Annotated in this window: 22 protein-coding genes; 19 read left to right on the top strand and 3 right to left on the bottom strand. The window is 43.8% G+C overall.

Going from position 1 to position 20,246, the window contains the following annotated elements; translation table 11 throughout:
* The first annotated feature begins 46 nt into the window (after window positions 1-46).
* Complete coding sequence (locus D8790_RS05650) at window positions 47-730, top strand: DUF4956 domain-containing protein (protein WP_125387892.1); 684 nt, start codon at window positions 47-49, stop codon at window positions 728-730.
* 204 nt (window positions 731-934) lie between these two features.
* A complete protein-coding gene (gene rpsU, locus D8790_RS05645) occupies window positions 935-1,111 on the top strand; it encodes a 30S ribosomal protein S21 (protein WP_000048054.1) in 177 nt (58 codons plus the stop codon).
* A gap of 254 nt (window positions 1,112-1,365) precedes the next feature.
* Here rpsU and mscL read toward each other — a convergent pair whose 3' ends face one another.
* Window positions 1,366-1,752: a large conductance mechanosensitive channel protein MscL gene (mscL, locus tag D8790_RS05635; protein WP_061909123.1), complete on the bottom strand. Its 387-nt coding sequence runs from the start codon at window positions 1,750-1,752 to the stop codon at window positions 1,366-1,368.
* A 132-nt stretch (window positions 1,753-1,884) separates the two neighbouring features.
* Here mscL and dnaG point away from each other — a divergent pair, with 132 nt between their 5' ends.
* From dnaG to D8790_RS05620, 3 genes are all read left to right on the top strand, one after another.
* Window positions 1,885-3,690: a DNA primase gene (gene dnaG, locus D8790_RS05630; protein WP_125387891.1), complete on the top strand. Its 1,806-nt coding sequence runs from the start codon at window positions 1,885-1,887 to the stop codon at window positions 3,688-3,690.
* 2 nt (window positions 3,691-3,692) lie between these two features.
* Window positions 3,693-4,805, top strand: coding sequence for an RNA polymerase sigma factor RpoD (gene rpoD, locus D8790_RS05625; RefSeq protein ID WP_002895944.1), 1,113 nt, complete (start codon window positions 3,693-3,695; stop codon window positions 4,803-4,805).
* A gap of 123 nt (window positions 4,806-4,928) precedes the next feature.
* Window positions 4,929-5,267 (top strand): metal-sulfur cluster assembly factor, encoded by a 339-nt coding sequence (locus tag D8790_RS05620; protein ID WP_125371420.1) that lies wholly within the window; start codon window positions 4,929-4,931, stop codon window positions 5,265-5,267.
* A gap of 88 nt (window positions 5,268-5,355) precedes the next feature.
* Here D8790_RS05620 and birA read toward each other — a convergent pair whose 3' ends face one another.
* Together birA and D8790_RS05610 are read right to left on the bottom strand one after the other, a co-directional pair.
* On the bottom strand, window positions 5,356-6,291 hold the full coding sequence (gene birA, locus D8790_RS05615) for a bifunctional biotin--[acetyl-CoA-carboxylase] ligase/biotin operon repressor BirA (protein WP_125387890.1): 936 nt from the start codon (window positions 6,289-6,291) through the stop codon (window positions 5,356-5,358).
* 14 nt (window positions 6,292-6,305) lie between these two features.
* Window positions 6,306-7,307 (bottom strand): LacI family DNA-binding transcriptional regulator, encoded by a 1,002-nt coding sequence (locus D8790_RS05610; RefSeq protein ID WP_125387889.1) that lies wholly within the window; start codon window positions 7,305-7,307, stop codon window positions 6,306-6,308.
* 197 nt (window positions 7,308-7,504) lie between these two features.
* On the opposite strand from D8790_RS05610, the gene D8790_RS05605 reads away from it, so the two are divergent.
* From D8790_RS05605 to pstB (D8790_RS05545), 14 genes are all read left to right on the top strand, one after another.
* Window positions 7,505-8,683: a galactokinase gene (locus tag D8790_RS05605; protein WP_125387888.1), complete on the top strand. Its 1,179-nt coding sequence runs from the start codon at window positions 7,505-7,507 to the stop codon at window positions 8,681-8,683.
* A gap of 11 nt (window positions 8,684-8,694) precedes the next feature.
* Window positions 8,695-9,354, top strand: coding sequence for an HAD family hydrolase (locus D8790_RS05600; RefSeq protein WP_061909096.1), 660 nt, complete (start codon window positions 8,695-8,697; stop codon window positions 9,352-9,354).
* On the top strand, window positions 9,351-10,832 hold the full coding sequence (gene galT, locus D8790_RS05595; protein WP_125387887.1) for a UDP-glucose--hexose-1-phosphate uridylyltransferase: 1,482 nt from the start codon (window positions 9,351-9,353) through the stop codon (window positions 10,830-10,832). The genes D8790_RS05600 and galT overlap by 4 nt, the downstream gene beginning before the upstream one ends.
* Window positions 10,833-10,909: 77 nt before the next feature.
* A complete protein-coding gene (galE, locus tag D8790_RS05590) occupies window positions 10,910-11,911 on the top strand; it encodes a UDP-glucose 4-epimerase GalE (protein WP_125387886.1) in 1,002 nt (333 codons plus the stop codon).
* Window positions 11,912-12,054: 143 nt separating this feature from the next.
* Window positions 12,055-12,978: a bifunctional riboflavin kinase/FAD synthetase gene (locus D8790_RS05585; protein ID WP_312023748.1), complete on the top strand. Its 924-nt coding sequence runs from the start codon at window positions 12,055-12,057 to the stop codon at window positions 12,976-12,978.
* Window positions 12,979-13,097: 119 nt separating this feature from the next.
* Window positions 13,098-13,496 (top strand): Spx/MgsR family RNA polymerase-binding regulatory protein, encoded by a 399-nt coding sequence (locus tag D8790_RS10505; RefSeq protein WP_005590248.1) that lies wholly within the window; start codon window positions 13,098-13,100, stop codon window positions 13,494-13,496.
* A gap of 3 nt (window positions 13,497-13,499) precedes the next feature.
* The gene (locus tag D8790_RS10500) at window positions 13,500-13,778 is read left to right on the top strand and encodes a UPF0223 family protein (protein WP_045497230.1); all 279 of its coding nucleotides are present in this window, start codon (window positions 13,500-13,502) and stop codon (window positions 13,776-13,778) included.
* A complete protein-coding gene (locus D8790_RS05575) occupies window positions 13,768-14,538 on the top strand; it encodes an inositol monophosphatase family protein (protein WP_125387885.1) in 771 nt (256 codons plus the stop codon). The genes D8790_RS10500 and D8790_RS05575 overlap by 11 nt, the downstream gene beginning before the upstream one ends.
* Window position 14,539: 1 nt before the next feature.
* Window positions 14,540-15,853, top strand: a complete 1,314-nt coding sequence (locus D8790_RS05570) for an RsmF rRNA methyltransferase first C-terminal domain-containing protein (RefSeq protein ID WP_125387884.1) — start codon at window positions 14,540-14,542, stop codon at window positions 15,851-15,853.
* Window positions 15,854-15,950: 97 nt separating this feature from the next.
* Complete coding sequence (locus D8790_RS05565) at window positions 15,951-16,835, top strand: phosphate ABC transporter substrate-binding protein PstS family protein (RefSeq protein WP_125387883.1); 885 nt, start codon at window positions 15,951-15,953, stop codon at window positions 16,833-16,835.
* On the top strand, window positions 16,832-17,749 hold the full coding sequence (gene pstC, locus D8790_RS05560; RefSeq protein ID WP_005590255.1) for a phosphate ABC transporter permease subunit PstC: 918 nt from the start codon (window positions 16,832-16,834) through the stop codon (window positions 17,747-17,749). Before D8790_RS05565 ends, pstC begins: the two co-directional genes overlap by 4 nt.
* Window positions 17,739-18,623, top strand: a complete 885-nt coding sequence (pstA, locus tag D8790_RS05555) for a phosphate ABC transporter permease PstA (RefSeq protein WP_125387882.1) — start codon at window positions 17,739-17,741, stop codon at window positions 18,621-18,623. Before pstC ends, pstA begins: the two co-directional genes overlap by 11 nt.
* Before the next feature lie 10 nt (window positions 18,624-18,633).
* On the top strand, window positions 18,634-19,437 hold the full coding sequence (gene pstB, locus D8790_RS05550; RefSeq protein ID WP_125387881.1) for a phosphate ABC transporter ATP-binding protein PstB: 804 nt from the start codon (window positions 18,634-18,636) through the stop codon (window positions 19,435-19,437).
* A 27-nt stretch (window positions 19,438-19,464) separates the two neighbouring features.
* Window positions 19,465-20,223, top strand: coding sequence for a phosphate ABC transporter ATP-binding protein PstB (pstB, locus tag D8790_RS05545; protein WP_125387880.1), 759 nt, complete (start codon window positions 19,465-19,467; stop codon window positions 20,221-20,223).
* Window positions 20,224-20,246: the final 23 nt, after the last annotated feature.

Below are 20,246 nucleotides of genomic sequence, written 5' to 3'. Positions count from 1 at the left end.
CTAAAGAATTGGTTCCTCAAGCCGTCAAGGTTTAAGGAGAGAAACAATGATTACACAACTATTTAACAGTACCTATTCTTCGGCTGAAATCAAGGTCAACCCTCTAGCCCTAACAGCCTCCCTCGTGACTGGCTTGATTTTGGGATTCATTTTGGCCAAGGTCTATAAGCACCAAACTATTTATACCAAGGAGTTTGTCATCACGCTGTCTCTCTTGCCAGCTATTATCTCCATTATCATTTTCTTGGTAAATGGAAATCTGGGAACCAGTGTCGCTGTAGCAGGAACATTCAGTTTGATTCGTTTCAGATCAGCAGCAGGAGGATCCAAAGAACTTTTGGCTATCTTTATGGCGACAGCGATTGGGATCACGACAGGAATGGGTTTCTTAACTCTAGGAGTTTTTTTCACGCTCCTCATTTCCTTCTTTTGGTTGCTCTTTGAAAAGATGGGTTTTAGTTCGGTTAGTCAAACCAGACGTTATGTACAAATTCAGATTCCTGCTGAATTAGACTATGAAGTCCTTTTTGAAGCAATCTTTGAAACAGCCTGCAAAAGCTTTGAGTTAACCTCGGTCCAGTCAGTTGACAATAAGCTTATCAAGTTGGACTATGTGGTTTATTTGAAACCAGATGTAAGCGACCAGCGCCTCATCCAACGCTTCTTACGCTATGAGAAAATTAAGAATATTTCCTTCTCGAAAGAAGCCAAAAAACGAAAAACCTTGTAAAGTAAAAACCAGCTGTTATTTTGAGAAAGTTGGTTTTCGCAACTTTTCAAAAATCGGGTAAAACCTGATAGTTTAGTATTTCCGCTAGCAATATTTTTTGAAACCTCAGAAATCCAGACACATACGAATGACATAAAATACTTGACACGACTTCCTATGTATGGTATCATTATATAGATTTTGGACTTGAAGGGAGTGAAAAAAATGTCAAAAACAGTAGTACGTAAGAATGAATCTCTTGACGATGCTCTTCGTCGTTTCAAACGTGCGGTTACTAAAGCTGGTACTCTTCAAGAAACACGCAAACGTGAATTCTATGAAAAACCTTCTGTAAAACGCAAACGTAAATCAGAAGCAGCTCGTAAACGTAAAAAATTCTAATAACTAGAATGAGAAAGCAGCCAATTTGGCTGTTTTTTTCTTTTGACTGGGAAGCGTATAATAAAATAGAGAGTGGGACAGAAATCGGTAATTCGTTAGAATTCGATTTCGTCGTCCCACCTCCGCACAGTTGAGTAGGGCTGTAAAAGCTGATGGAATCAGCCTAGTAGAGCCCACTCAACCACTGCGTCTTGCTCGACAATCCAAAGACAACAAAGGAGGCTAGGACTTTTGTCCTAGCCTCTGTTTGGATATTAGTTTTGTTTTTCAAGCAAGCTCTTGATTTCTTGCAGAACTTCAAGTTCTGTTGGTCCAGCTGGTGCTTCTTCAGCAGCTTCTTCGTTCTTTTTAGCAAGGCTTTGTGCTTTTTCAGCAGACTTAACGATGAAGAAGAGAACAGTACCGATTACTAAGAAGTTGATCACGGCGCTCAAGAAGTTACCATAAGCAATTCCGTTCCATTTCAATTCAGCGATTTGCTTCAAGTTTGCAGCTTTCAAAATTGGGTTGAGGAAGAGGGGAGTGATAACGTCAGTAATCAATGAGTTGACGATTGCTCCGAAAGCATTCGCAATGATAACCCCGACTGCCAAGTCAATCACGTTACCGCGTAGCAAAAATTCTTTAAGATCCTTTAACATTTTTTTCCTTTCAAAAAATAATTTAATATTTGTGGTCATATTATAGCTTAAAGTAGCAATTATTTCAAGTCATTTGCCTATCAAATATTTTACATTTGCGGCAAATTATTATAAAATATAGAGTGATATTCTATGATAAATTGGAGGTATTGTCTATTGGATAAAGAAATGATTTCTGAAATAAAAAATAGTGTCAATATCGTCGATGTCATAGGAGAAACAGTGGCCTTGACCAAGGCTGGGAGAAATTTTCTGGGACTTTGTCCCTTTCATGGCGAAAAGACGCCCTCTTTCAATGTTGTAGAGGACAAGCAGTTCTATCACTGCTTTGGATGTGGCAAGTCGGGGGATGTTTTCAAGTTTATTGAGGACTACCGAGGCGTATCCTTTATGGATGCTGTGCAGATTGTCGCAGACAGAGCGGGCATTTCATTAGGTATGGAGAGAGCTAGCGCAGATCGACCGAGACAGGATCATCCGCATCAGGCGCTCTATGATATTCATACAGAAGCAGCGAAGTTTTATCATGCGGTTCTGATGACGACCAAGATAGGAGAAGAAGCGCGCGCTTATCTCTACCAGCGTGGACTGACGGATGAAGTCATTAAGCATTTTCAAATCGGACTAGCTCCCAATGAAGGCAACTATCTTCATAAGAGTATGGCTGGTAAGTTTGATGAGTCCACTATCATGAACTCAGGACTTTTTAATTTGGCAGAGAATAATCTGGTCTACGATGCTTTTCAGAACCGGATTATGTTTCCTTTGACCAATGACAAGGGTCAGGTTGTCGCCTTTTCTGGTCGGATTTGGCAAGATTCGGAGGCTGGTTCGCAGACTGCTAAGTATAAGAATAGTCGCAGCACCCCTATTTTTAATAAAAGCTATGAGCTTTATCATCTAGACAAGGCCAAGCCGGTGATTAAAAAGAGCCATGAGGTCTATCTGATGGAGGGCTTCATGGATGTGATTGCGGCCTATCGGGCTGGAGTTGAAAATGCAGTCGCCTCTATGGGAACAGCTCTGACTCCTGAGCATGTCCAGCATCTGCGTAAGTATTGCAAGAAAATCATTCTGACTTATGATGGAGACAGGGCTGGTCAGGCTGCGACAGCCAAGGCTTTAGAGGAGCTGCGGGATATGTCGGTAGAGATTGTATCCTTTCCCGACAATATGGACCCCGATGAGTTTATTGCAAAAAATTCTGCCGAGGAATTGCGACAATTTCTGACCAAAACGCGAATTAGTGATGTAGAGTTCCTTTTGCGTTATCTCAAACCGGACAATATCGAAAACCTGCAGGCTCAGATTGAATTTGTGGAGCGAATGGCGCCAATCATTGCTCAAACGCAGTCTATTACAGCTCAGAATTCATATATTTATATGTTGGCTGAGTTGCTACCAGATTTTGATTATCAGCAGGTAGAGAATACGGTTAACAATAGTCGTTTGACTGAACGAAGTAGTCGAAGTGGGCAGCAGTCGGAATCTCTAAGAAGACCTGTACTGGTAGATCTTCCGCTGTCTAAACAGCTATCACGGCTGATAAAGGCGGAAATCCATATCCTCTATCGTATGGTACATAATCCGCTGATTTTAAATAGCTATCGGCTTCGTACAGATTTTGCCTTTGATACGGCGGAACTGCAGGAGCTATACGAGCTTTTACTGGCCAATGGTGAAGTGACTTCGCAGGATTTATCTAGCTTACCAGAAAGAGTCCAGCAACTTTGGTATCGAATGTTGGAGGAGGATTTGCCAGAGGAGATGGAAGACGGAGAGTTAGCAGAAGTTGAGCTGACTAGGGAACGCGAATTGCTTCGTAAGAATAATCAGCTGATTAGCAAAAAGGTTCGAGAAGCTTTGCATACTGGAGATGAGAATGCCGCTATATTAGAAGTGGAGCGCTTAATCGCACAAAAAAGAAGAATGGAGTAGGTATGGCTACAAAACAAAAAGAAGTAACAACATTAGACGTTCAAATTGCAGAATTCATCCGCAATCACAAGCAGACAGGTGTAGCGACAGACGATGAAATCAATGACCAGCTAGTCATTCCTTTCACTTTGGATGCTGATGGGATTGAGGATTTGCTGCAACGCATTCAGGATGCTGGTATCTCTATCACAGATAAGGAAGGAAATCCTAGCGCGCGTGTCTTGAATACTGAAGAGGAAGAAGCGGAGCTGACGGATGAAGAGCTCTTAGGCAGCAATTCAGCCAAGGTCAATGACCCAGTCCGCATGTACCTGAAAGAAATCGGGGTTGTGCCCCTTCTCAGCAATGAAGAAGAGCAGGAGCTGGCTATCTTGGTAGAACAGGGAGACTTGGAAGCCAAGCAGCGTCTGGCTGAGGCCAATCTTCGTTTGGTTGTTTCCATTGCTAAGCGCTATGTTGGCCGTGGGATGCAGTTCCTTGACTTGATTCAAGAAGGAAACATGGGGCTGATGAAGGCCGTTGATAAGTTTGACTATACCAAAGGATTTAAGTTTTCAACTTATGCGACTTGGTGGATTCGTCAGGCTATTACCCGTGCGATTGCTGACCAAGCTCGGACTATTCGGATTCCAGTTCACATGGTGGAAACCATTAACAAGCTGGTCCGTGAGCAACGCAATCTCTTGCAGGAATTAGGCCAAGATCCAACTCCAGAGCAAATCGCTGAGCGGATGGATATGACACCAGATAAGGTTCGTGAGATTCTCAAGATTGCTCAGGAGCCAGTTTCTTTGGAAACACCTATCGGTGAGGAAGATGACAGCCATCTAGGAGACTTTATCGAGGACGAAGTGATTGAAAATCCAGTTGACTACACGACTCGTGTCGTTCTTCGTGAACAGCTGGATGAGGTCTTGGATACGCTGACAGACCGCGAGGAAAATGTCCTGCGTCTGCGCTTTGGTCTGGATGATGGGAAAATGCGGACACTGGAAGATGTCGGCAAGGTCTTCAATGTCACCCGTGAGCGGATTCGCCAGATTGAAGCCAAAGCCCTGCGTAAACTCCGCCATCCAAGCCGTAGCAAACCACTCAGAGACTTTATCGAAGATTAAGAAATGAAGAGCGGCGAGGAGCAGAAATCTTTCAGCAGGAAGCGTCAAGGCGGAAAACCTAGCTGAAAACAAAAGCGCCTCAAGTTAACTTGAACTTTTGCCATATCTATAAGGAGGATATGCATGTCAGAAAAAAAATACAGCCCTGAAGAAGTTGAAAAGATTAAAACGCGTATTTTAGAGAGCTTGGAGCAGGTCATCGACCCAGAGCTGGGGATTGATATTGTCAATCTAGGCTTGATCTATGAAATCCGTTTTGACGAGACCAATGGAGAAACGGAAATCGATATGACCCTGACAACCATGGGATGCCCTCTGGCGGATCTTCTGACTGACCAGATCTATGATGCTATGTCAGATGTTCCAGAGGTTACCAAGACGGATGTTAAGTTGGTTTGGTACCCAGCTTGGACAGTGGAAAAGATGAGTCGTTATGCTCGAATCGCTTTGGGGATTAAATAGCGACATCACACTGGAAAAAATTGATTGATTATACGAAAAAGCACTTGAAACGAAACATCAAGTGCTTTTTGAATGCCAATTAGGTAGACTACCAGCTAGTTAGTGAAATTTCCCCACTGTTGAGCCAGATACTTTGTCCCTTATCCAACTGGACTAGAAGTTGGCCACTGTCCGAGATATCGCTAGCAATTCCCTTATAGGTTTGATTATTTTGATGGAAGCCCACTTGGCGACCTAGGACTAGAGAGTGCTTTTTGTAAAGATAGAGCAAGTCTTGGGGATCGCTTTCGTAGAAACATCTCCAGATTTCAGCAATCAGCTCATTTCTGCTGATAGGAGCTCGCTCTGTAAAGAGTGATCCAGCCTTAGATTGCAATTCTTCTGGAAAATCATTAATGCAAAAATTGAACCCGACCCCGATAATAATATCTGTGACTAAGCCTGTCTCGACTGAAGTAATGGCTTCGGTTAAAATGCCTGCGATTTTTTTATCCTTGTAGTAAATATCGTTGACCCACTTGATATCTATGTCTATGAGGGTTAGATTTTTTACAGCTTGATAGATGGCTCCAGCTGTCAGGAGGGTATAGGCAGGGATTTGATCAAAAGCTAGGTTGGGTTTGAGATGGAGGGACATGTAAAAGCCGCCCTGTTTTGGAGAGAAAAAGTCTCGGCCGAAGCGACCGCGACCAGCGGATTGAGCAGCAGCTAGATAAAGGGTATTTGCTTCGCCACCCGCCTCCAGACCTGCTTTGGCATCTATCTGAGTAGATTGGCAGTTGGGGTTGAAGGAAACTTTGATGGGCGCCTCTTTTTCAATGATTTCTGGGATTAGTAAATCCCCCGCTTTGAGCTTATAGCCCCGATTTTTTACGGAATCGATCTGGATTCCTTCTTTTTCCAAGCGTTGAATAGCTTTCCAAATGGAGGTCCTGGAAATGCCTAATGTCTGGGCTAGACTTTCTCCATTGGCATAATCGTCAGCTTGGCTGAGAATGGTAAATAATTGTTCGTAGGTTTTCATTCGTTCTTTCTCTGTTAAATACTGCTTTCTCGAATGGTCAGCTTGGTAGAAAGTTTGACCATATAGGGAATGGAGTCCTCTTCGGATGTTAAAATTTGATTCAGAATGTGCAGAGCCTGCTTGCCCATTTCTTCTGTAAAAACGGTGACCGTACTGAGACTGGGATAGATGTACTTAGCAATAGACGTATCATTAAATGAAATAATGCTGACATCTTGGGGAACTTGGATTCCGTGTTCTTGCAGAGCCCGCAAGGCACCGATAGCCAAAGCATCGCTAGAGATGAAGAAGGCGGGCGGGAGCTGGTTCTCGTGCTCGCTAAGGAGCTCTGTCATCATCTGATAGCCTGATTCCGAAGAAAAGCTGCCTACCTTAACCAAGTCAGGTTGATAAATTTCTTTTTCAGACAGATACTGCTGAAAGCTTGCCAAACGAGGGTCGCTGATGAGGCTAGTCTGATCAGAGGTTCTTTCTTGCCCGGCAATCATGCCAATCTGGTCAAAACCAGCGTTCATGAAGTGCTCAAGAACCTTCTGTACAGCATTCTCAAAATCAACCGTTACACAGCTGTGGCCTGCATTAAGCGTATCACTGTCGACAAAAACTAAGTGGTTGCTGTACTGCTCCAGCTGCTGGATTTGAGCTGGGCTGAATTTGCCGATGGCAATCAAGCCATCAATGTCTTTCAATTGCTCAAGAGAATCATTTTGAAACACTCTGAGAATCTCATAGCCCAATTCTTGGGCTTTTTTTTCAATACCCAAGCGAACAGAGTAGTAGTAAAGGTCATCGAGCTCTTCCTGCTCAGTGTACCATTCAATGAGCCCAATACGGTAGGCCTGAGCCTTACTTGGCTTCCTTTTTCTTGATTTTTTATAGTTTAGCTGCTCAGCGATGTCAAAAATCTTTTTGCGAGTGCCATCACTGACTGACATGGCTGGGTCGTAGTTGAGTACGCGAGAGACCGTAGCGGGAGAGACCCCAGCAGCCTGGGCAATATCCTTAATCGTAGCCATTTTTTTCTCCTATTGTCTTATATTGGCTATTATACCTCAAAAATAAGTAAATAACAAAGAGGAATTTAGTAAATAATATCTAATAATTTTCTTGAGTAAAATTTTACTAAATTTATTGAAGTTTTACTCGGAAACAGTTATAATGAAATTAAGAAAACGATTACAATATCGATCATCATTTTAAAGGAGTTTAGTTTATGTCAAATGTCATTTCAGTAGAGCAAATCCGCGCAGATTTTGCTAAGGTTTTTGGAGTAGAAGCGGACCACACTTTCTTTTCACCCGGTCGGATCAATCTGATCGGCGAGCATACGGACTATAACGGTGGCCATGTCTTTCCTGCAGCCATTTCTCTTGGAACTTATGGAGCGGCTCGCAAGCGGGACGATCAGCTCTTGAGATTCTTCTCAGGAAATTTTGAAGAAAAAGGGATTATTGAAGTGCCGCTGGAAAACCTGCACTTTGAGCCTGAGCATAACTGGACCAATTATCCGAAAGGAGTCCTGCATTTTCTGCAGGAGGCAGGCCATACAATTGACCGAGGCATAGATATCTATGTTTATGGAAATATTCCAAATGGTTCTGGCTTATCATCTTCTGCATCTCTAGAGCTTTTGACGGGTGTCATTGCTGAGAAACTCTTTGATTTGCAGTTGGAACGTCTGGACCTAGTGAAAATCGGTAAATTAACTGAGAATGAATTTATCGGGGTTAATTCTGGCATTATGGACCAGTTTGCTATCGGAATGGGAGCTGACCAGCGGGCTATTTACTTAGATACCAATACTCTTGAGTATGATTTGGTGCCGCTTGATCTCAAGGATAATGTCGTAGTGATTATGAATACCAACAAGCGACGTGAGTTGGCGGACTCTAAGTACAATGAGCGTCGGGCGGAGTGCGAAAAAGCTGTTGAAGAACTGAACCGTAAGCTGTCTATTGCTACCTTGGGTGAGTTGGATGAGTGGTCCTTTGACGAGTATAGCTATCTGATAGAGGACGAAAATCGCCTCAAACGGGCTCGCCATGCTGTTTTGGAAAATCAGCGCACTTTGCAAGCGCGGGCAGCTTTGCAGGCAGGCGATCTTGACAAGTTCGGCCGTCTCATGAATGCTTCCCACGTTTCGTTGGAGCATGACTATGAAGTGACTGGTCTAGAGCTGGACACCTTGGTTCACACGGCCTGGGAGCAAAAAGGTGTTCTGGGAGCCCGTATGACCGGAGCAGGCTTTGGTGGCTGTGCCATTGCTTTGGTGCGAAAAGATGCTGTTGAGGCCTTTAAGGAAGCTGTAGGCAAGCACTACGAGGAAGTCGTTGGATATGCTCCAAGCTTCTATATCGCTGAAGTTGCAGGTGGCAGTCGAGTTTTAGACTAGGAGAGAAGTAAATGGACGCTGTAATATTTGATTTAGATGGCTTATTAGCTGATACTGAGATCATTTCTCTAAAAGTTTATCAAGAATTGCTTAAAGATTTTGGAATTCCTTTCACAGAAGAAACATATTCTAGAGAATACAGTGGACATAGGGAAGAGGAGAATGTTCAACGATTTTTGGATACCTATGATTTACCTTGGAACTTTGACCAAACCTTGGAAAAAGTTTATGAACTGGAAGCTCGAATATTAGCCAAAGGTGTAAATTTAAAAAAAGGTGCTAAAAATTTGCTTGCTTTTTTGCAAAGAGAAGGCATTCCGATCGCCTTAGCAACTTCAAGTGTTGAATCTCGAGCGAGAATGATCTTGGATAGCAATGGTATACTGGCTCTATTTGATCATCTAGTTTTTGCAAAAGATGTAAAGCGAAGCAAACCTTACCCTGATATATTTTTAAAGGCCTGCAGTGATTTGAATGTTTTACCAGAGAATTGCTTAGTATTAGAGGATAGTGAAGCAGGGATTGAGGCAGCGTATAGGGCTGGGATACCAGTCATTTGTATTCCAGACTTAAAAATACCAGCGCAGTCTTTCTTAAATAAAACAGAACAAGTTTTTCAGGATTTAGACGCTGTCAGAGACTATTTAGAATGTAAGAAGGAGAATCAATGAGTCAGGGAGTTCTAGATGCATTTATCACAGAAGTCATTTCTGAAAGTTCATTTGAGGAAATGGATCGAATCTACTTGACCAATCGTGTTTTGGCACGAGTGGGAGATGGTGTTTTAGAAGTTGAGACTGAGTTGGATGACTTGATTGACCTCAAGGACCAGCTGGTTGAGGAGGCAGTTAGATTAGAGACGATTGAGGATAGTCAGACTGCGCGTGAAATCCTTGGTGCTGAGCTCATGAACTTGATCACACCAGCCCCTAGTCAGCTCAATCGGGACTTCTGGACGACTTATGGCTCCAATCCTGAGCAAGCTGTGGCTGATTTTTACCAGCTTAGTAAAAAGAATGACTACATCAAGGTCAAGGCTATTGCTAGAAATATTGCTTTCAAAGCACCGACTGCCTATGGAGATTTGGAAATCACCATTAATCTCTCTAAGCCAGAAAAAGATCCCAAGGAGATTGCAGCAGCTAAAAAGGCTAAGACCAGCCATTATCCAGCCTGCCAGCTTTGCATGGAAAATGAAGGCTACCAAGGCCGCTTGGATCACCCTGCCCGCGCTAACCATCGGATTATTCGATTCGATTTGGTCGGACAGGAATGGGGCTTCCAGTATTCGCCCTATGCCTACTTTAATGAGCATTGCATCTTTCTGCACAGCCAGCACCTTCCTATGGCTATCAGCCGTCTGACCTTTGAGCGTCTGCTGGACATCGTCGAGACTTTTCCAGGCTATTTTGCAGGATCTAACGCCGACCTGCCCATTGTCGGTGGCTCCATCCTGACCCACGACCACTATCAGGGCGGACGTCATACCTTCCCTATGGAAATAGCAGAGCTGGATTGCAGCTTTACTTTTAGCGGATTTGAAGAGGTAGAGGCAGGTATTGTCAAGTGGCCCATGTCCGTCATTCGGTTGAGATCTGAGAATAAGGAACATTTAATCAAGTTGGCTGACAAGATCTTGAAAGCTTGGAGGACTTATTCTGACCCAAGTGTGCAGGTATTGGCAGAGTCTGAGGGTGAGCCCCACCATACCATCACACCGATTGCCCGCAGAAAAGATGGAACTTTTGAGCTGGACTTAGTCTTGCGGGACAATCAAACTTCCCCAGAACATCCGGACGGCATTTACCACCCTCATAGAGATGTCCAGCATATTAAGAAAGAAAATATCGGCCTGATTGAGGTTATGGGGCTGGCTATTCTGCCGCCTCGGCTCAAGGAAGAACTCAAGCAGGTAGAACTTTTCCTGCTGGGAGAAGACTGTCAGGTTGCTGCCTATCATCAGGAGTGGGCCAATCAACTCAAAAACCAGCATCCGAAAGTTACCGCTGAAACGGTGGAAGGAGTAGTTCAGGCCTCGGTCGGACAAATTTTCAGTCGAGTGCTGGAAGACGCGGGAGTTTACAAGCGAACAGAGGAGGGGCAAGAAGCTTTCATGCGCTTTGTACGATCTGTTGGTTTGGAAGAATAATTGCAGCAAGAGTTTTCATTTGTCCTTATTTTTGATAAAATAGTTAAAGTATAAATCAAGATGAGAAAGAGAGAAACATGGCAATTTTAGTATTAGGTGGAGCTGGCTATATCGGCTCGCACATGGTAGACCGTTTGGTAGAAGCAGGTAAGGAAGAGGTAGTCGTCGTCGATAATTTGGTGACTGGCCATCGCGCAGCCGTCCGTCCTCAAGCAGTCTTTTATGAGGGGGATTTGGCGGATAAGGACTTTATGCGTGGCGTTTTTGCCAAACATCCATCCATCGATGCAGTTATTCACTTTGCTGCTTTTTCACTGGTCGCAGAGTCTATGGTTGATCCGCTCAAGTATTTTGACAATAACACAGCCGGTATGATTTCTCTTTTGGAGGTCATGCAGGAATGCGGTGTTAAAAATATTGTCTTTTCATCAACTGCTGCAACTTACGGTATTCCTGAGGAAATTCCGATTCTGGAAACGACTCCGCAAAAGCCGATTAATCCTTATGGTGAGAGTAAGCTTATGATGGAGACCATTATGCGCTGGGCAGACCAGGCCTATGGCATCAAGTTTGTAGCTCTGCGTTATTTCAATGTAGCTGGTGCCAAGCCCGACGGCTCAATTGGTGAGGATCACGGGCCTGAAACCCATCTCTTGCCTATTGTGCTTCAGGTGGCTCAGGGCAAGCGCGAGAAGATTGCCGTCTTTGGGGATGATTACGATACTCCGGACGGGACCAATGTACGCGATTATGTCCATCCTTTCGACTTGGCTGACGCCCATATTCTAGCTGTCGAGCATCTGCGTGCTGGACAGCCTTCAGATGTCTTTAACCTTGGCTCTTCAACTGGTTTTTCCAACCTGCAGATTGTAGAAGCAGCCCGAAAAGTGACAGGTCATCCTATTCCTTTGGAAATAGCAGAGCGACGCCCAGGGGACCCGGATACGCTGATTGCTTCCTCTGAGAAAGCACGAAAAGTTCTGGGCTGGCAGCCCAAATTTGACAATATTGAAACCATTATCGAAACTGCTTGGAAATGGCATTCCAGTCATCCAAACGGCTATGATGATCGTCAGTAACCAATGTTGTTTCATAGTTTTTGCGATATAGATAGAGACACCTTGTTAGAAATAGCAAGGTGTTTTTTTGGAGTGTTAGAAGTTCTTTTTCTTAGATTTAATTTGTTGTAAAAAAAGCGGATACATAGTAAAATAGAAAAATGATGAAAATAAGACGAATTAATAATGAATTAGAGATAAATCAGGAAGAAGATACAGTCTTGGTTCTGGGCTATTTTGACGGCCTGCATAAGGGACATCAGACACTTTTTAAGGAAGCTAGGAAGATAGCGGATGAGCAAGGACTGAAGATTGCGGTACTGACCTTTCCTGAGTCACCAAAATTAGCTTTTGTCCGTTATCAGCCAGAGTTGATGTTGCATTTGAATCATCCGGAGGAACGAGCTGCTCACTTAGAAAATTTGGGTGTGGACTACCTTTACTTGATTGACTTTACTAGTCATTTTTCTAAAAATACAGCCCGAGAATTTTTTGATAAGTACGTTTCTGCGCTTAAAGCAAAGGCAGTTGTGGCAGGTTTTGATTACCATTTTGGATCTGACAAGAGAAAGGCAGAGGAGCTTGCAGACTATTTCGATGGTCGGATTGTCATCGTCTCATCGGTCAATCAAGATGATGAAAAAATCTCTTCTACTCGGATTAGAGAGACCATTCAAAATGGTGATGTTGCCAAGGCGCATCAGCTATTAGGCTATCCTCTCTCTACTCGTGGCATTGTGGTTCATGGCAATGCTAGAGGGCGTACCATTGGCTATCCAACGGCCAATCTAGCACCATTGGATCGCGTGATTTTGCCAGCAGATGGTGTCTATGTGGTAGATGTTGAGCACAATGGCAAGATTTTTCGTGGCATGGCTAGCGTTGGCAAAAATGTGACCTTTGAAGGAGATGAGCTTCGTTTTGAAGCCAATCTATTTGACTTTGCGGAGGAAATCTATGGCGATACGATTCGGATTATCTGGCTGGATAAGATTCGTGATATGGTTAAATTTGATGGTATCGAGGAGCTAGTGACTCAATTAAAGAGTGATGAAGAAGTGGCAAGAAATTGGGAACGTTCGGAATAAATGTCAGTTTTTAATATTTTTCTTAGTATTTCGAGCCGATTCTCAAAAATATCTAGTCAAGAGAGATAAAATTTAGTATAATAGAGTTAGTTACTATATAAAAATAAGAAGAGAACAGCATGATTACATTATTTTTATCGCCTAGCTGCACTTCCTGTCGCAAGGCGCGTGCTTGGTTGATTGGTCATGAAGTTCCATTTACGGAGCATAATATCATGACGAGCCCTCTGTCTGCTCCAGAATTGCAACACATTCTTTCATTGACAGAAAATGGCACTGATGACATCATCTCAACCCGCTCAAAAATTTTTCAAAAACTAGATTTAGACGTAGAGGATTTATCGATTTCAACACTTATTAAGCTGATTGAGGAAAATCCTAGTCTTTTGCGTCGCCCAATTATCCTCGATGGTAAACGAATGCAAATCGGCTTTAATGAAGACGAAATTCGTGCTTTTTTGCCTAGAGGCTATCGGAAAGAAGAACTCAGAGCCGCAACTATGCGTGCTGATATTTAAATTATGGAAAAAAATTATAGTTACCCACTAGACTTATCGTGGAGCACTGAAGAGCTTGCTTCAGTGCTTTCTTTTTTTAATGACGTAGAGCAAGCCTATGAACAGAAGATTCAAGCGGAGAAACTGCTTCAGTCCTATACAGTCTTCAAGAAAGTTGTTCCCAGCAAGGGAGAAGAGAAGCGACTTGGCCGTGAGTTTGAGACGGTCAGTGGCTATTCTCTTTATCGTGCTGTTCAGGAGGCAAAAAGGAAAGGGAAAGGAATGATTTCTCTTGGAAAATAAATTTCATTTTGCGAAAGAAATAGTGTATCAGGCAGGTGCTTTTTTAAGAGAGCATCTCTATGATGACTTGGATGTCCTACAAAAAAGCAGTCCGACTGACTTGGTAACCCAAATGGACCGTTTCATCCAAGATGACTTGGTTGGGAAAATTTTAGCTCAGTATCCTGACGATGCGATTTTGGCTGAGGAAAATGACCTGCGACACGACATCACGGACGGCAATGTCTGGGTGATTGATCCCATTGATGGCACCAATAATTTCATTACCCAACGGGCTGATTTTGCTATTATGCTGGCTTATTTTGAAAATGGGCAGGGCAAGTTCGGCTTGATTTATGATGTGACAAGGGAACAGCTTTTTCATGGAGGCGGGGCTTTTGATGTGTACTGCAATGACAGAAAGTTGTCTGCTTTTATCGATAAGCCCTTGCAGCAATATCTTATGGCTTCAAATGCTAGTATGCTGGAGCATAATCACTGGGGACTAGCTGACTTGGCTCGTGATTGCTTGGGTGTGCGTGTCTATGGCAGTGCTGGGATTAGTTTTGCTAAGACCTTGGCTGGTGGTTTAGCCGCCTATTTCTCTTATAATTGGCCTTGGGACTATGCGGCGGCCTATGTGATGGCTGACAAACTGGGCTTTGTCATTCAGACTCTAGATGGCAATCAGCCAAATTTTCAGACTCAAGAGCCGATTATGATTGCACCAAAGTGTAAATTAGACGAATTACAAGAGTATTTACGAAAGGGAAAAGGCTAGTATGGACTTTCCAGTAGGTTTTAAGGAAAAGTATGAGAAGCTCTTGGGTCAGGAAGCAGAGGCTTTTTTTGCGACTTTTGATCAAGATCCGATTTCAGCTTTTCGTAGCAATCCTTTAAAAGAAAATCAGAAAGAATTTGCGGATGTTATCCCAAACACAGATTGGGGCTATTATGGAAAAATGTCTGGTAAGTCGGTAGAACATGTCACGGGATTAGTTTATTCTCAGGAGCCAGCTGCGCAAATGGTTGCCCAAGTTGCAGCACCGCAAAAGGGTATGAAAGTTTTGGATTTAGCGGCTGCACCAGGTGGAAAATCTACTCATTTACTCTCTCATCTGGGAAATACAGGCTTGCTGGTTTCTAACGAAATCAATACTAAACGTAGTAAAATTTTGGTGGAAAATATTGAGCGTTTTGGAGCGCGAAATGTCCTTGTCACCAACGAATCTGCGGATAGATTGGCTAAGGTTTATCAGGGCTATTTTGACCTCATTGTTCTGGATGCTCCTTGCTCTGGCGAAGGGATGTTCCGCAAGCAGCCAGATGCTACCCAGTATTGGAGTCCGGAATATCCTGCCCAGTGTGCGCGTCTCCAGCGAGAAATTCTAGAGGACGCTGTCAAGATGCTGGCGACAGGCGGACAGCTGGTCTATTCAACTTGCACTTGGGCACCTGAAGAAAATGAAGAAATTGTCGCTTGGCTTTTGGAGAATTTTCCTTTGGAATTGCTGGAAATACCAAAAGTCAATGGTATGGTGGCAGGGATTGATTTCCCAGAAACAGCTCGTATGTATCCCCACCATTTCAAAGGTGAAGGGCAATTTGTAGCGAAATTTCGTTTTACAGGCAGTCAGTCTGCTAAAAAAATCAAGGTGACCAAAAATAAATTGACAGCAGAGCAGAGAAAACTCTGGCAAGATTTCCAGAAAAAGCATCTAAACATTGAGCTAGAAGGACATTTAGATACTTTTGGGGACAATCTTTATCTGCTGCCAGCTGGACTGCCAGACATGTCCAAGCTGAAAATCGCTCGCAATGGCCTGCATCTAGGAGAATTTAAGAAAAATCGCTTTGAACCGAGCTTTGCCTTAGGGCTGGCTTTGAGGCCGAGTGAAGTCGTCTCAGTCCTTGAGATTGATGACGAGGCCTTTAGCAAATATGTAGCAGGCGAGACGGTTCAACTTTCTCAAAACTATCCAAATGGCTGGTATCAAGTGCTTGCCCAAGGAAACGGTTTGGGTTTTGCAAAAATTACTGGGAATACCTTGAAAAATTATTTCCCAAAGGGGCTTCGCTTTCGTTCAAAAGACTAGGCAAAGCCCTCTTTCTATGTTATAGTGGATATAGTGGGATTTTCAGTTTCTTTCAAATAGACATTCCACTATCATTCTCAAGATTTCGAGGAAAAAAATGGTAAAGAAAAAATATAAGCTGATTTTGTCAGCGGTTCTAGTGCTATTTGCAGTCAGCCTATCAGCCTGTTCCAGCTGGATTGACCGAGGGGAGTCCATGACTGCCGTTGGTTCGACAGCCCTTCAGCCGCTCGTTGAAGCTGCAGCAGATGAGTTTGGTTCAGCCAATATTGGAAAAACGGTCAATGTTCAAGGTGGCGGATCAGGTACGGGCTTGTCTCAGGTTCAGTCTGGTGCGGTCGAAATTGGCAACTCAGATGTATTTGCTGAGGAAAAAGAAGGGATTGATGCTTCAGCCCTTGTTGACCACAAAGTAGCAGTTGCTGGAATTGCCGTGATTGTCAATAAAGAAGTATCTGTCGATAATTTAACGGCGGAGCAGCTGCAGAAGATTTTTACTGGTGAAGTGACCAACTGGAAGCAGCTGGGTGGGAAAAATCTAGAGATTTCCATCATCAACCGTGCGGCAAGCTCTGGTTCTCGAGCTACGTTTGACAGTGTCATCATGAATGGTAAATCAGCCGTTCAAAGTCAGGAGCAGGATTCAAATGGGATGGTTAAGTCCATTGTTTCTCAAACACCGGGAGCCATTTCTTATCTGGCCTTTGCTTACGTGGATGATTCTGTCAAGACTTTGAAGCTTAATGGCTACGAGCCAACGGCTAAGAATGTTGCGACCAATGCTTGGCCACTATGGTCGTACGAGCATATGTACACTCTTGGTCAGCCTAAGGGCTTGGCAGCAGAGTTTCTGGACTACATGCTGTCAGATGAAGTTCAAGATGGAATCGTCTCAGGAATGGGCTATATTTCCATCAAGGAAATGCAGGTCAGCAAGGATGCTGATGGAAATGTTATGAGCTTAAAAGGAGATAGCAAATGAGAAATGAAGAATTAGCAAAAAAATTACTATCCCCTTCGAAAAACTCTCGTCTGGAAAAATTTGGGAAATATATCACCTTTGCCTGCCTGTCTTTAATCGTCCTGATTGTAGCCATGATTTTAATCTTCGTAGCACAAAAAGGCTTATCGACCTTCTTTGTCAATGGAGTCAATGTGTTTGAATTTTTATTTGGCTCCACTTGGAATCCGTCAGGTAAGGAATTCGGTGCCCTGCCGATGATCTTGGGGTCTTTCATTGTTACGATCCTGTCAGCATTGATTGCAACTCCCTTTGCTATTGGAGCGGCTGTCTTTATGACTGAAGTGTCGCCTAAAGGAGCCAAGATTCTTCAGCCTGCGATCGAACTCTTGGTTGGGATTCCGTCTGTTGTGTACGGATTTATCGGCTTGCAGGTTGTGGTTCCCTTTGTTCGGACTGTTTTTGGCGGTACCGGATTTGGGATTTTGTCTGGTATTTTCGTACTTTTTGTCATGATTTTGCCGACCGTTACCTTTATGACGACGGACAGTCTGCGTGCTGTACCACGCCACTACCGTGAAGCGAGTCTGGCTATGGGGGCTACGCGCTGGCAAACTATTTGGCGGGTGACTCTCAAGGCTGCTCGCTCTGGTATCTTTACAGCTGTGGTCTTTGGAATGGCGCGTGCTTTCGGTGAAGCCCTGGCTATCCAGATGGTCGTTGGGAACTCTGCGGTGATTCCGACTTCTTTGACAACACCTGCGGCGACCCTGACTTCCGTTTTGACTATGGGAATCGGAAACACGGTTATGGGAACAGTGGACAATAACGTTCTCTGGTCTCTGGCTCTGGTGCTCTTGATGATGAGCTTGGCCTTTAACAGTGTCATTAAACTGATTACAAAAGAAAGAGGTAAGAAAAACTATGCACGCTAAGAAATTAGACAAATTGGCGACTGGTATCCTCTACACGATAGCTGGTATCATTGTTGCTATCCTTGCCTCTCTGATTCTTTATATTCTGGTAAGAGGATTACCGCACATTTCTTGGTCTTTCCTGACTGGAAAATCTTCTTCCTATCAGGCTGGCGGTGGTATTGGGATTCAGCTCTACAATTCCTTCTTTCTGCTGGTGATTACTCTGATTATCTCTGTTCCTCTCTCTATGGGGGCTGGAGTTTATCTGTCAGAGTATGCTAAGAAAGGTCCAGTGACCAACTTTGTCCGTACCTGCATTGAAATCCTGTCCTCGCTGCCATCCGTGGTAGTCGGACTCTTTGGCTACTTGATTTTCGTTGTTCAGTTTGAGTATGGCTTTTCTATCATCTCAGGTGCTTTGGCGCTGACTGTCTTCAATCTGCCTCAGATGACTCGTAATGTCGAGGATAGCTTACGCCACGTTCACCATACACAACGTGAAGCAGGACTGGCTCTCGGAATTTCCCGCTGGGAAACAGTACTGCATGTGGTCATTCCAGAGGCTCTGCCAGGGATTGTGACAGGGATTGTCCTTGCTTCTGGTCGGATTTTCGGTGAAGCAGCTGCCTTGATCTATACTGCGGGGCAATCTGCGCCAGCTCTGGATTGGTCTAACTGGAACATTTTTAGCATTACCAGCCCGATTTCGATTTTCCGGCAGGCGGAGACACTTGCTGTCCATATCTGGAAGATCAATAGTGAGGGAACCATTCCTGATGGCACTGTGGTGTCAGCAGGATCAGCAGCGGTGCTTCTGATTTTTATCTTGATTTTCAACTTTGGAGCCCGTAAACTCGGTTCTTACTTGCACAAGAAATTAACCTCTGCATAAAGGAGAAGCAATGACAGAATATAATTGGAATGAAAAACATATCATTACTTTTCCTGAAGAAAAGGTAGCCCTTTCGACCAAGGATTTGCATGTTTACTACGGTAAAAAGGAATCCATCAAGGGTATTGATATGCAGTTTGAAAAGAATAAAATCACAGCTCTGATTGGACCGTCTGGTTCAGGGAAATCTACCTACCTCCGCAGTCTTAATCGTATGAATGATACGATTGATATTGCTAAGGTAACAGGGCAAATTCTTTACCAAGGAATAGACGTCAATCGGTCTGATATCAACGTTTACGAAATGCGTAAGCACATCGGCATGGTCTTTCAACGACCTAATCCATTTGCCAAGTCTATTTATCGCAACATTACCTTTGCCCATGAACGTGCAGGTGTAAAAGATAAAAAGATCTTGGATGAGCTTGTTGAAACATCGCTTAAGCAAGCCGCGCTTTGGGACCAAGTAAAGGATGATCTTCATAAATCAGCCTTGACCTTGTCAGGCGGCCAGCAGCAACGGCTCTGTATTGCCCGAGCTATTTCGGTCAAGCCTGATATCTTGCTCATGGACGAGCCGGCTTCTGCGCTGGATCCGATTGCGACCATGCAGCTAGAAGAAACCATGTTTGAGCTCAAGAAGGACTATACGATCATCATCGTGACGCACAATATGCAGCAGGCTGCCCGGGCCAGTGACTACACCGGCTTCTTTTATCTGGGAGATTTGATTGAGCACGACAAGACCGCCAATATCTTCCAAAATGCCAAACTGCAGTCGACCAATGACTATGTTTCTGGTCATTTTGGTTAGAGGTGAAGAAACTAAAGGAATGAACTTATGACAGAACCTATTTTGCAAGTCAAGGACTTGTCGGTTTATTATAATAAAAAGAAAGCACTCAATAGTGTCTCCTTGAACTTTATGTCTAATGAAATTACTGCCTTGATTGGACCGTCAGGTTCAGGGAAATCTACCTTGCTCAAGGCTATCAATCGCATGGGAGATTTGAATCCTGAAGTCACTACGACAGGCACAGTCATCTATAACGGACATAATATTTACAGTCCTAGGACAGATACGGTGGAGTTGCGCAAGGAAATTGGCATGGTTTTCCAGCAGCCTAATCCCTTCCCAATGACCATTTATGAAAATGTTGTTTATGGACTGCGCATCAACGGTGTCAAGGATAAACAGGTTTTAGATGAAGCGGTAGAGCGATCCTTGATTGGGGCTTCTATCTGGGACGAAGTGAAAGACCGTCTACATGATTCGGCCATTGGTCTCTCTGGTGGTCAACAGCAGCGGATTTGTGTAGCACGCGTTTTAGCTACCAGTCCGAAAATTATCCTCTTGGATGAGCCAACGTCAGCGCTAGATCCAATCTCTGCGGGTAAGATTGAGGAAACTCTCTATGGACTTAAGGACACCTATACCATGCTCTTGGTAACTCGCTCCATGCAGCAGGCTTCTCGGCTTTCGGATAAAACTGGCTTCTTCTTGGGTGGTGATTTGATCGAGTTTAGCGCGACAAAAGAAATGTTTATGAATCCAGCCAACAAAGAAACAGAAGACTATATTAGTGGTAAATTTGGTTAGAATTCTGATTTTATCAAAAGAAA

This window comes from Streptococcus cristatus, assembly GCF_003943535.1.
Taxonomy (GTDB): Bacteria; Bacillota; Bacilli; order Lactobacillales; family Streptococcaceae; genus Streptococcus; species Streptococcus cristatus_L.
The sequence above is the reverse complement of the archived record's forward strand: the minus strand, read 5'-3'. Positions and strand labels throughout refer to the sequence as shown.

Coding starts and splice junctions, on each gene's coding strand:
- D8790_RS05650 (WP_125387892.1), top strand. CDS start 47: ATGATTACACAACTATTTAACAGTACCTATTCTTCGGCTGAAATCAAG.
- rpsU (WP_000048054.1), top strand. CDS start 935: ATGTCAAAAACAGTAGTACGTAAGAATGAATCTCTTGACGATGCTCTT.
- mscL (WP_061909123.1), bottom strand. CDS start 1,752: ATGTTAAAGGATCTTAAAGAATTTTTGCTACGCGGTAACGTGATTGAC.
- dnaG (WP_125387891.1), top strand. CDS start 1,885: ATGATAAATTGGAGGTATTGTCTATTGGATAAAGAAATGATTTCTGAA.
- rpoD (WP_002895944.1), top strand. CDS start 3,693: ATGGCTACAAAACAAAAAGAAGTAACAACATTAGACGTTCAAATTGCA.
- D8790_RS05620 (WP_125371420.1), top strand. CDS start 4,929: ATGTCAGAAAAAAAATACAGCCCTGAAGAAGTTGAAAAGATTAAAACG.
- birA (WP_125387890.1), bottom strand. CDS start 6,291: ATGAAAACCTACGAACAATTATTTACCATTCTCAGCCAAGCTGACGAT.
- D8790_RS05610 (WP_125387889.1), bottom strand. CDS start 7,307: ATGGCTACGATTAAGGATATTGCCCAGGCTGCTGGGGTCTCTCCCGCT.
- D8790_RS05605 (WP_125387888.1), top strand. CDS start 7,505: ATGTCAAATGTCATTTCAGTAGAGCAAATCCGCGCAGATTTTGCTAAG.
- D8790_RS05600 (WP_061909096.1), top strand. CDS start 8,695: ATGGACGCTGTAATATTTGATTTAGATGGCTTATTAGCTGATACTGAG.
- galT (WP_125387887.1), top strand. CDS start 9,351: ATGAGTCAGGGAGTTCTAGATGCATTTATCACAGAAGTCATTTCTGAA.
- galE (WP_125387886.1), top strand. CDS start 10,910: ATGGCAATTTTAGTATTAGGTGGAGCTGGCTATATCGGCTCGCACATG.
- D8790_RS05585 (WP_312023748.1), top strand. CDS start 12,055: ATGAAAATAAGACGAATTAATAATGAATTAGAGATAAATCAGGAAGAA.
- D8790_RS10505 (WP_005590248.1), top strand. CDS start 13,098: ATGATTACATTATTTTTATCGCCTAGCTGCACTTCCTGTCGCAAGGCG.
- D8790_RS10500 (WP_045497230.1), top strand. CDS start 13,500: ATGGAAAAAAATTATAGTTACCCACTAGACTTATCGTGGAGCACTGAA.
- D8790_RS05570 (WP_125387884.1), top strand. CDS start 14,540: ATGGACTTTCCAGTAGGTTTTAAGGAAAAGTATGAGAAGCTCTTGGGT.
- D8790_RS05565 (WP_125387883.1), top strand. CDS start 15,951: ATGGTAAAGAAAAAATATAAGCTGATTTTGTCAGCGGTTCTAGTGCTA.
- pstC (WP_005590255.1), top strand. CDS start 16,832: ATGAGAAATGAAGAATTAGCAAAAAAATTACTATCCCCTTCGAAAAAC.
- pstA (WP_125387882.1), top strand. CDS start 17,739: ATGCACGCTAAGAAATTAGACAAATTGGCGACTGGTATCCTCTACACG.
- pstB (WP_125387881.1), top strand. CDS start 18,634: ATGACAGAATATAATTGGAATGAAAAACATATCATTACTTTTCCTGAA.
- pstB (WP_125387880.1), top strand. CDS start 19,465: ATGACAGAACCTATTTTGCAAGTCAAGGACTTGTCGGTTTATTATAAT.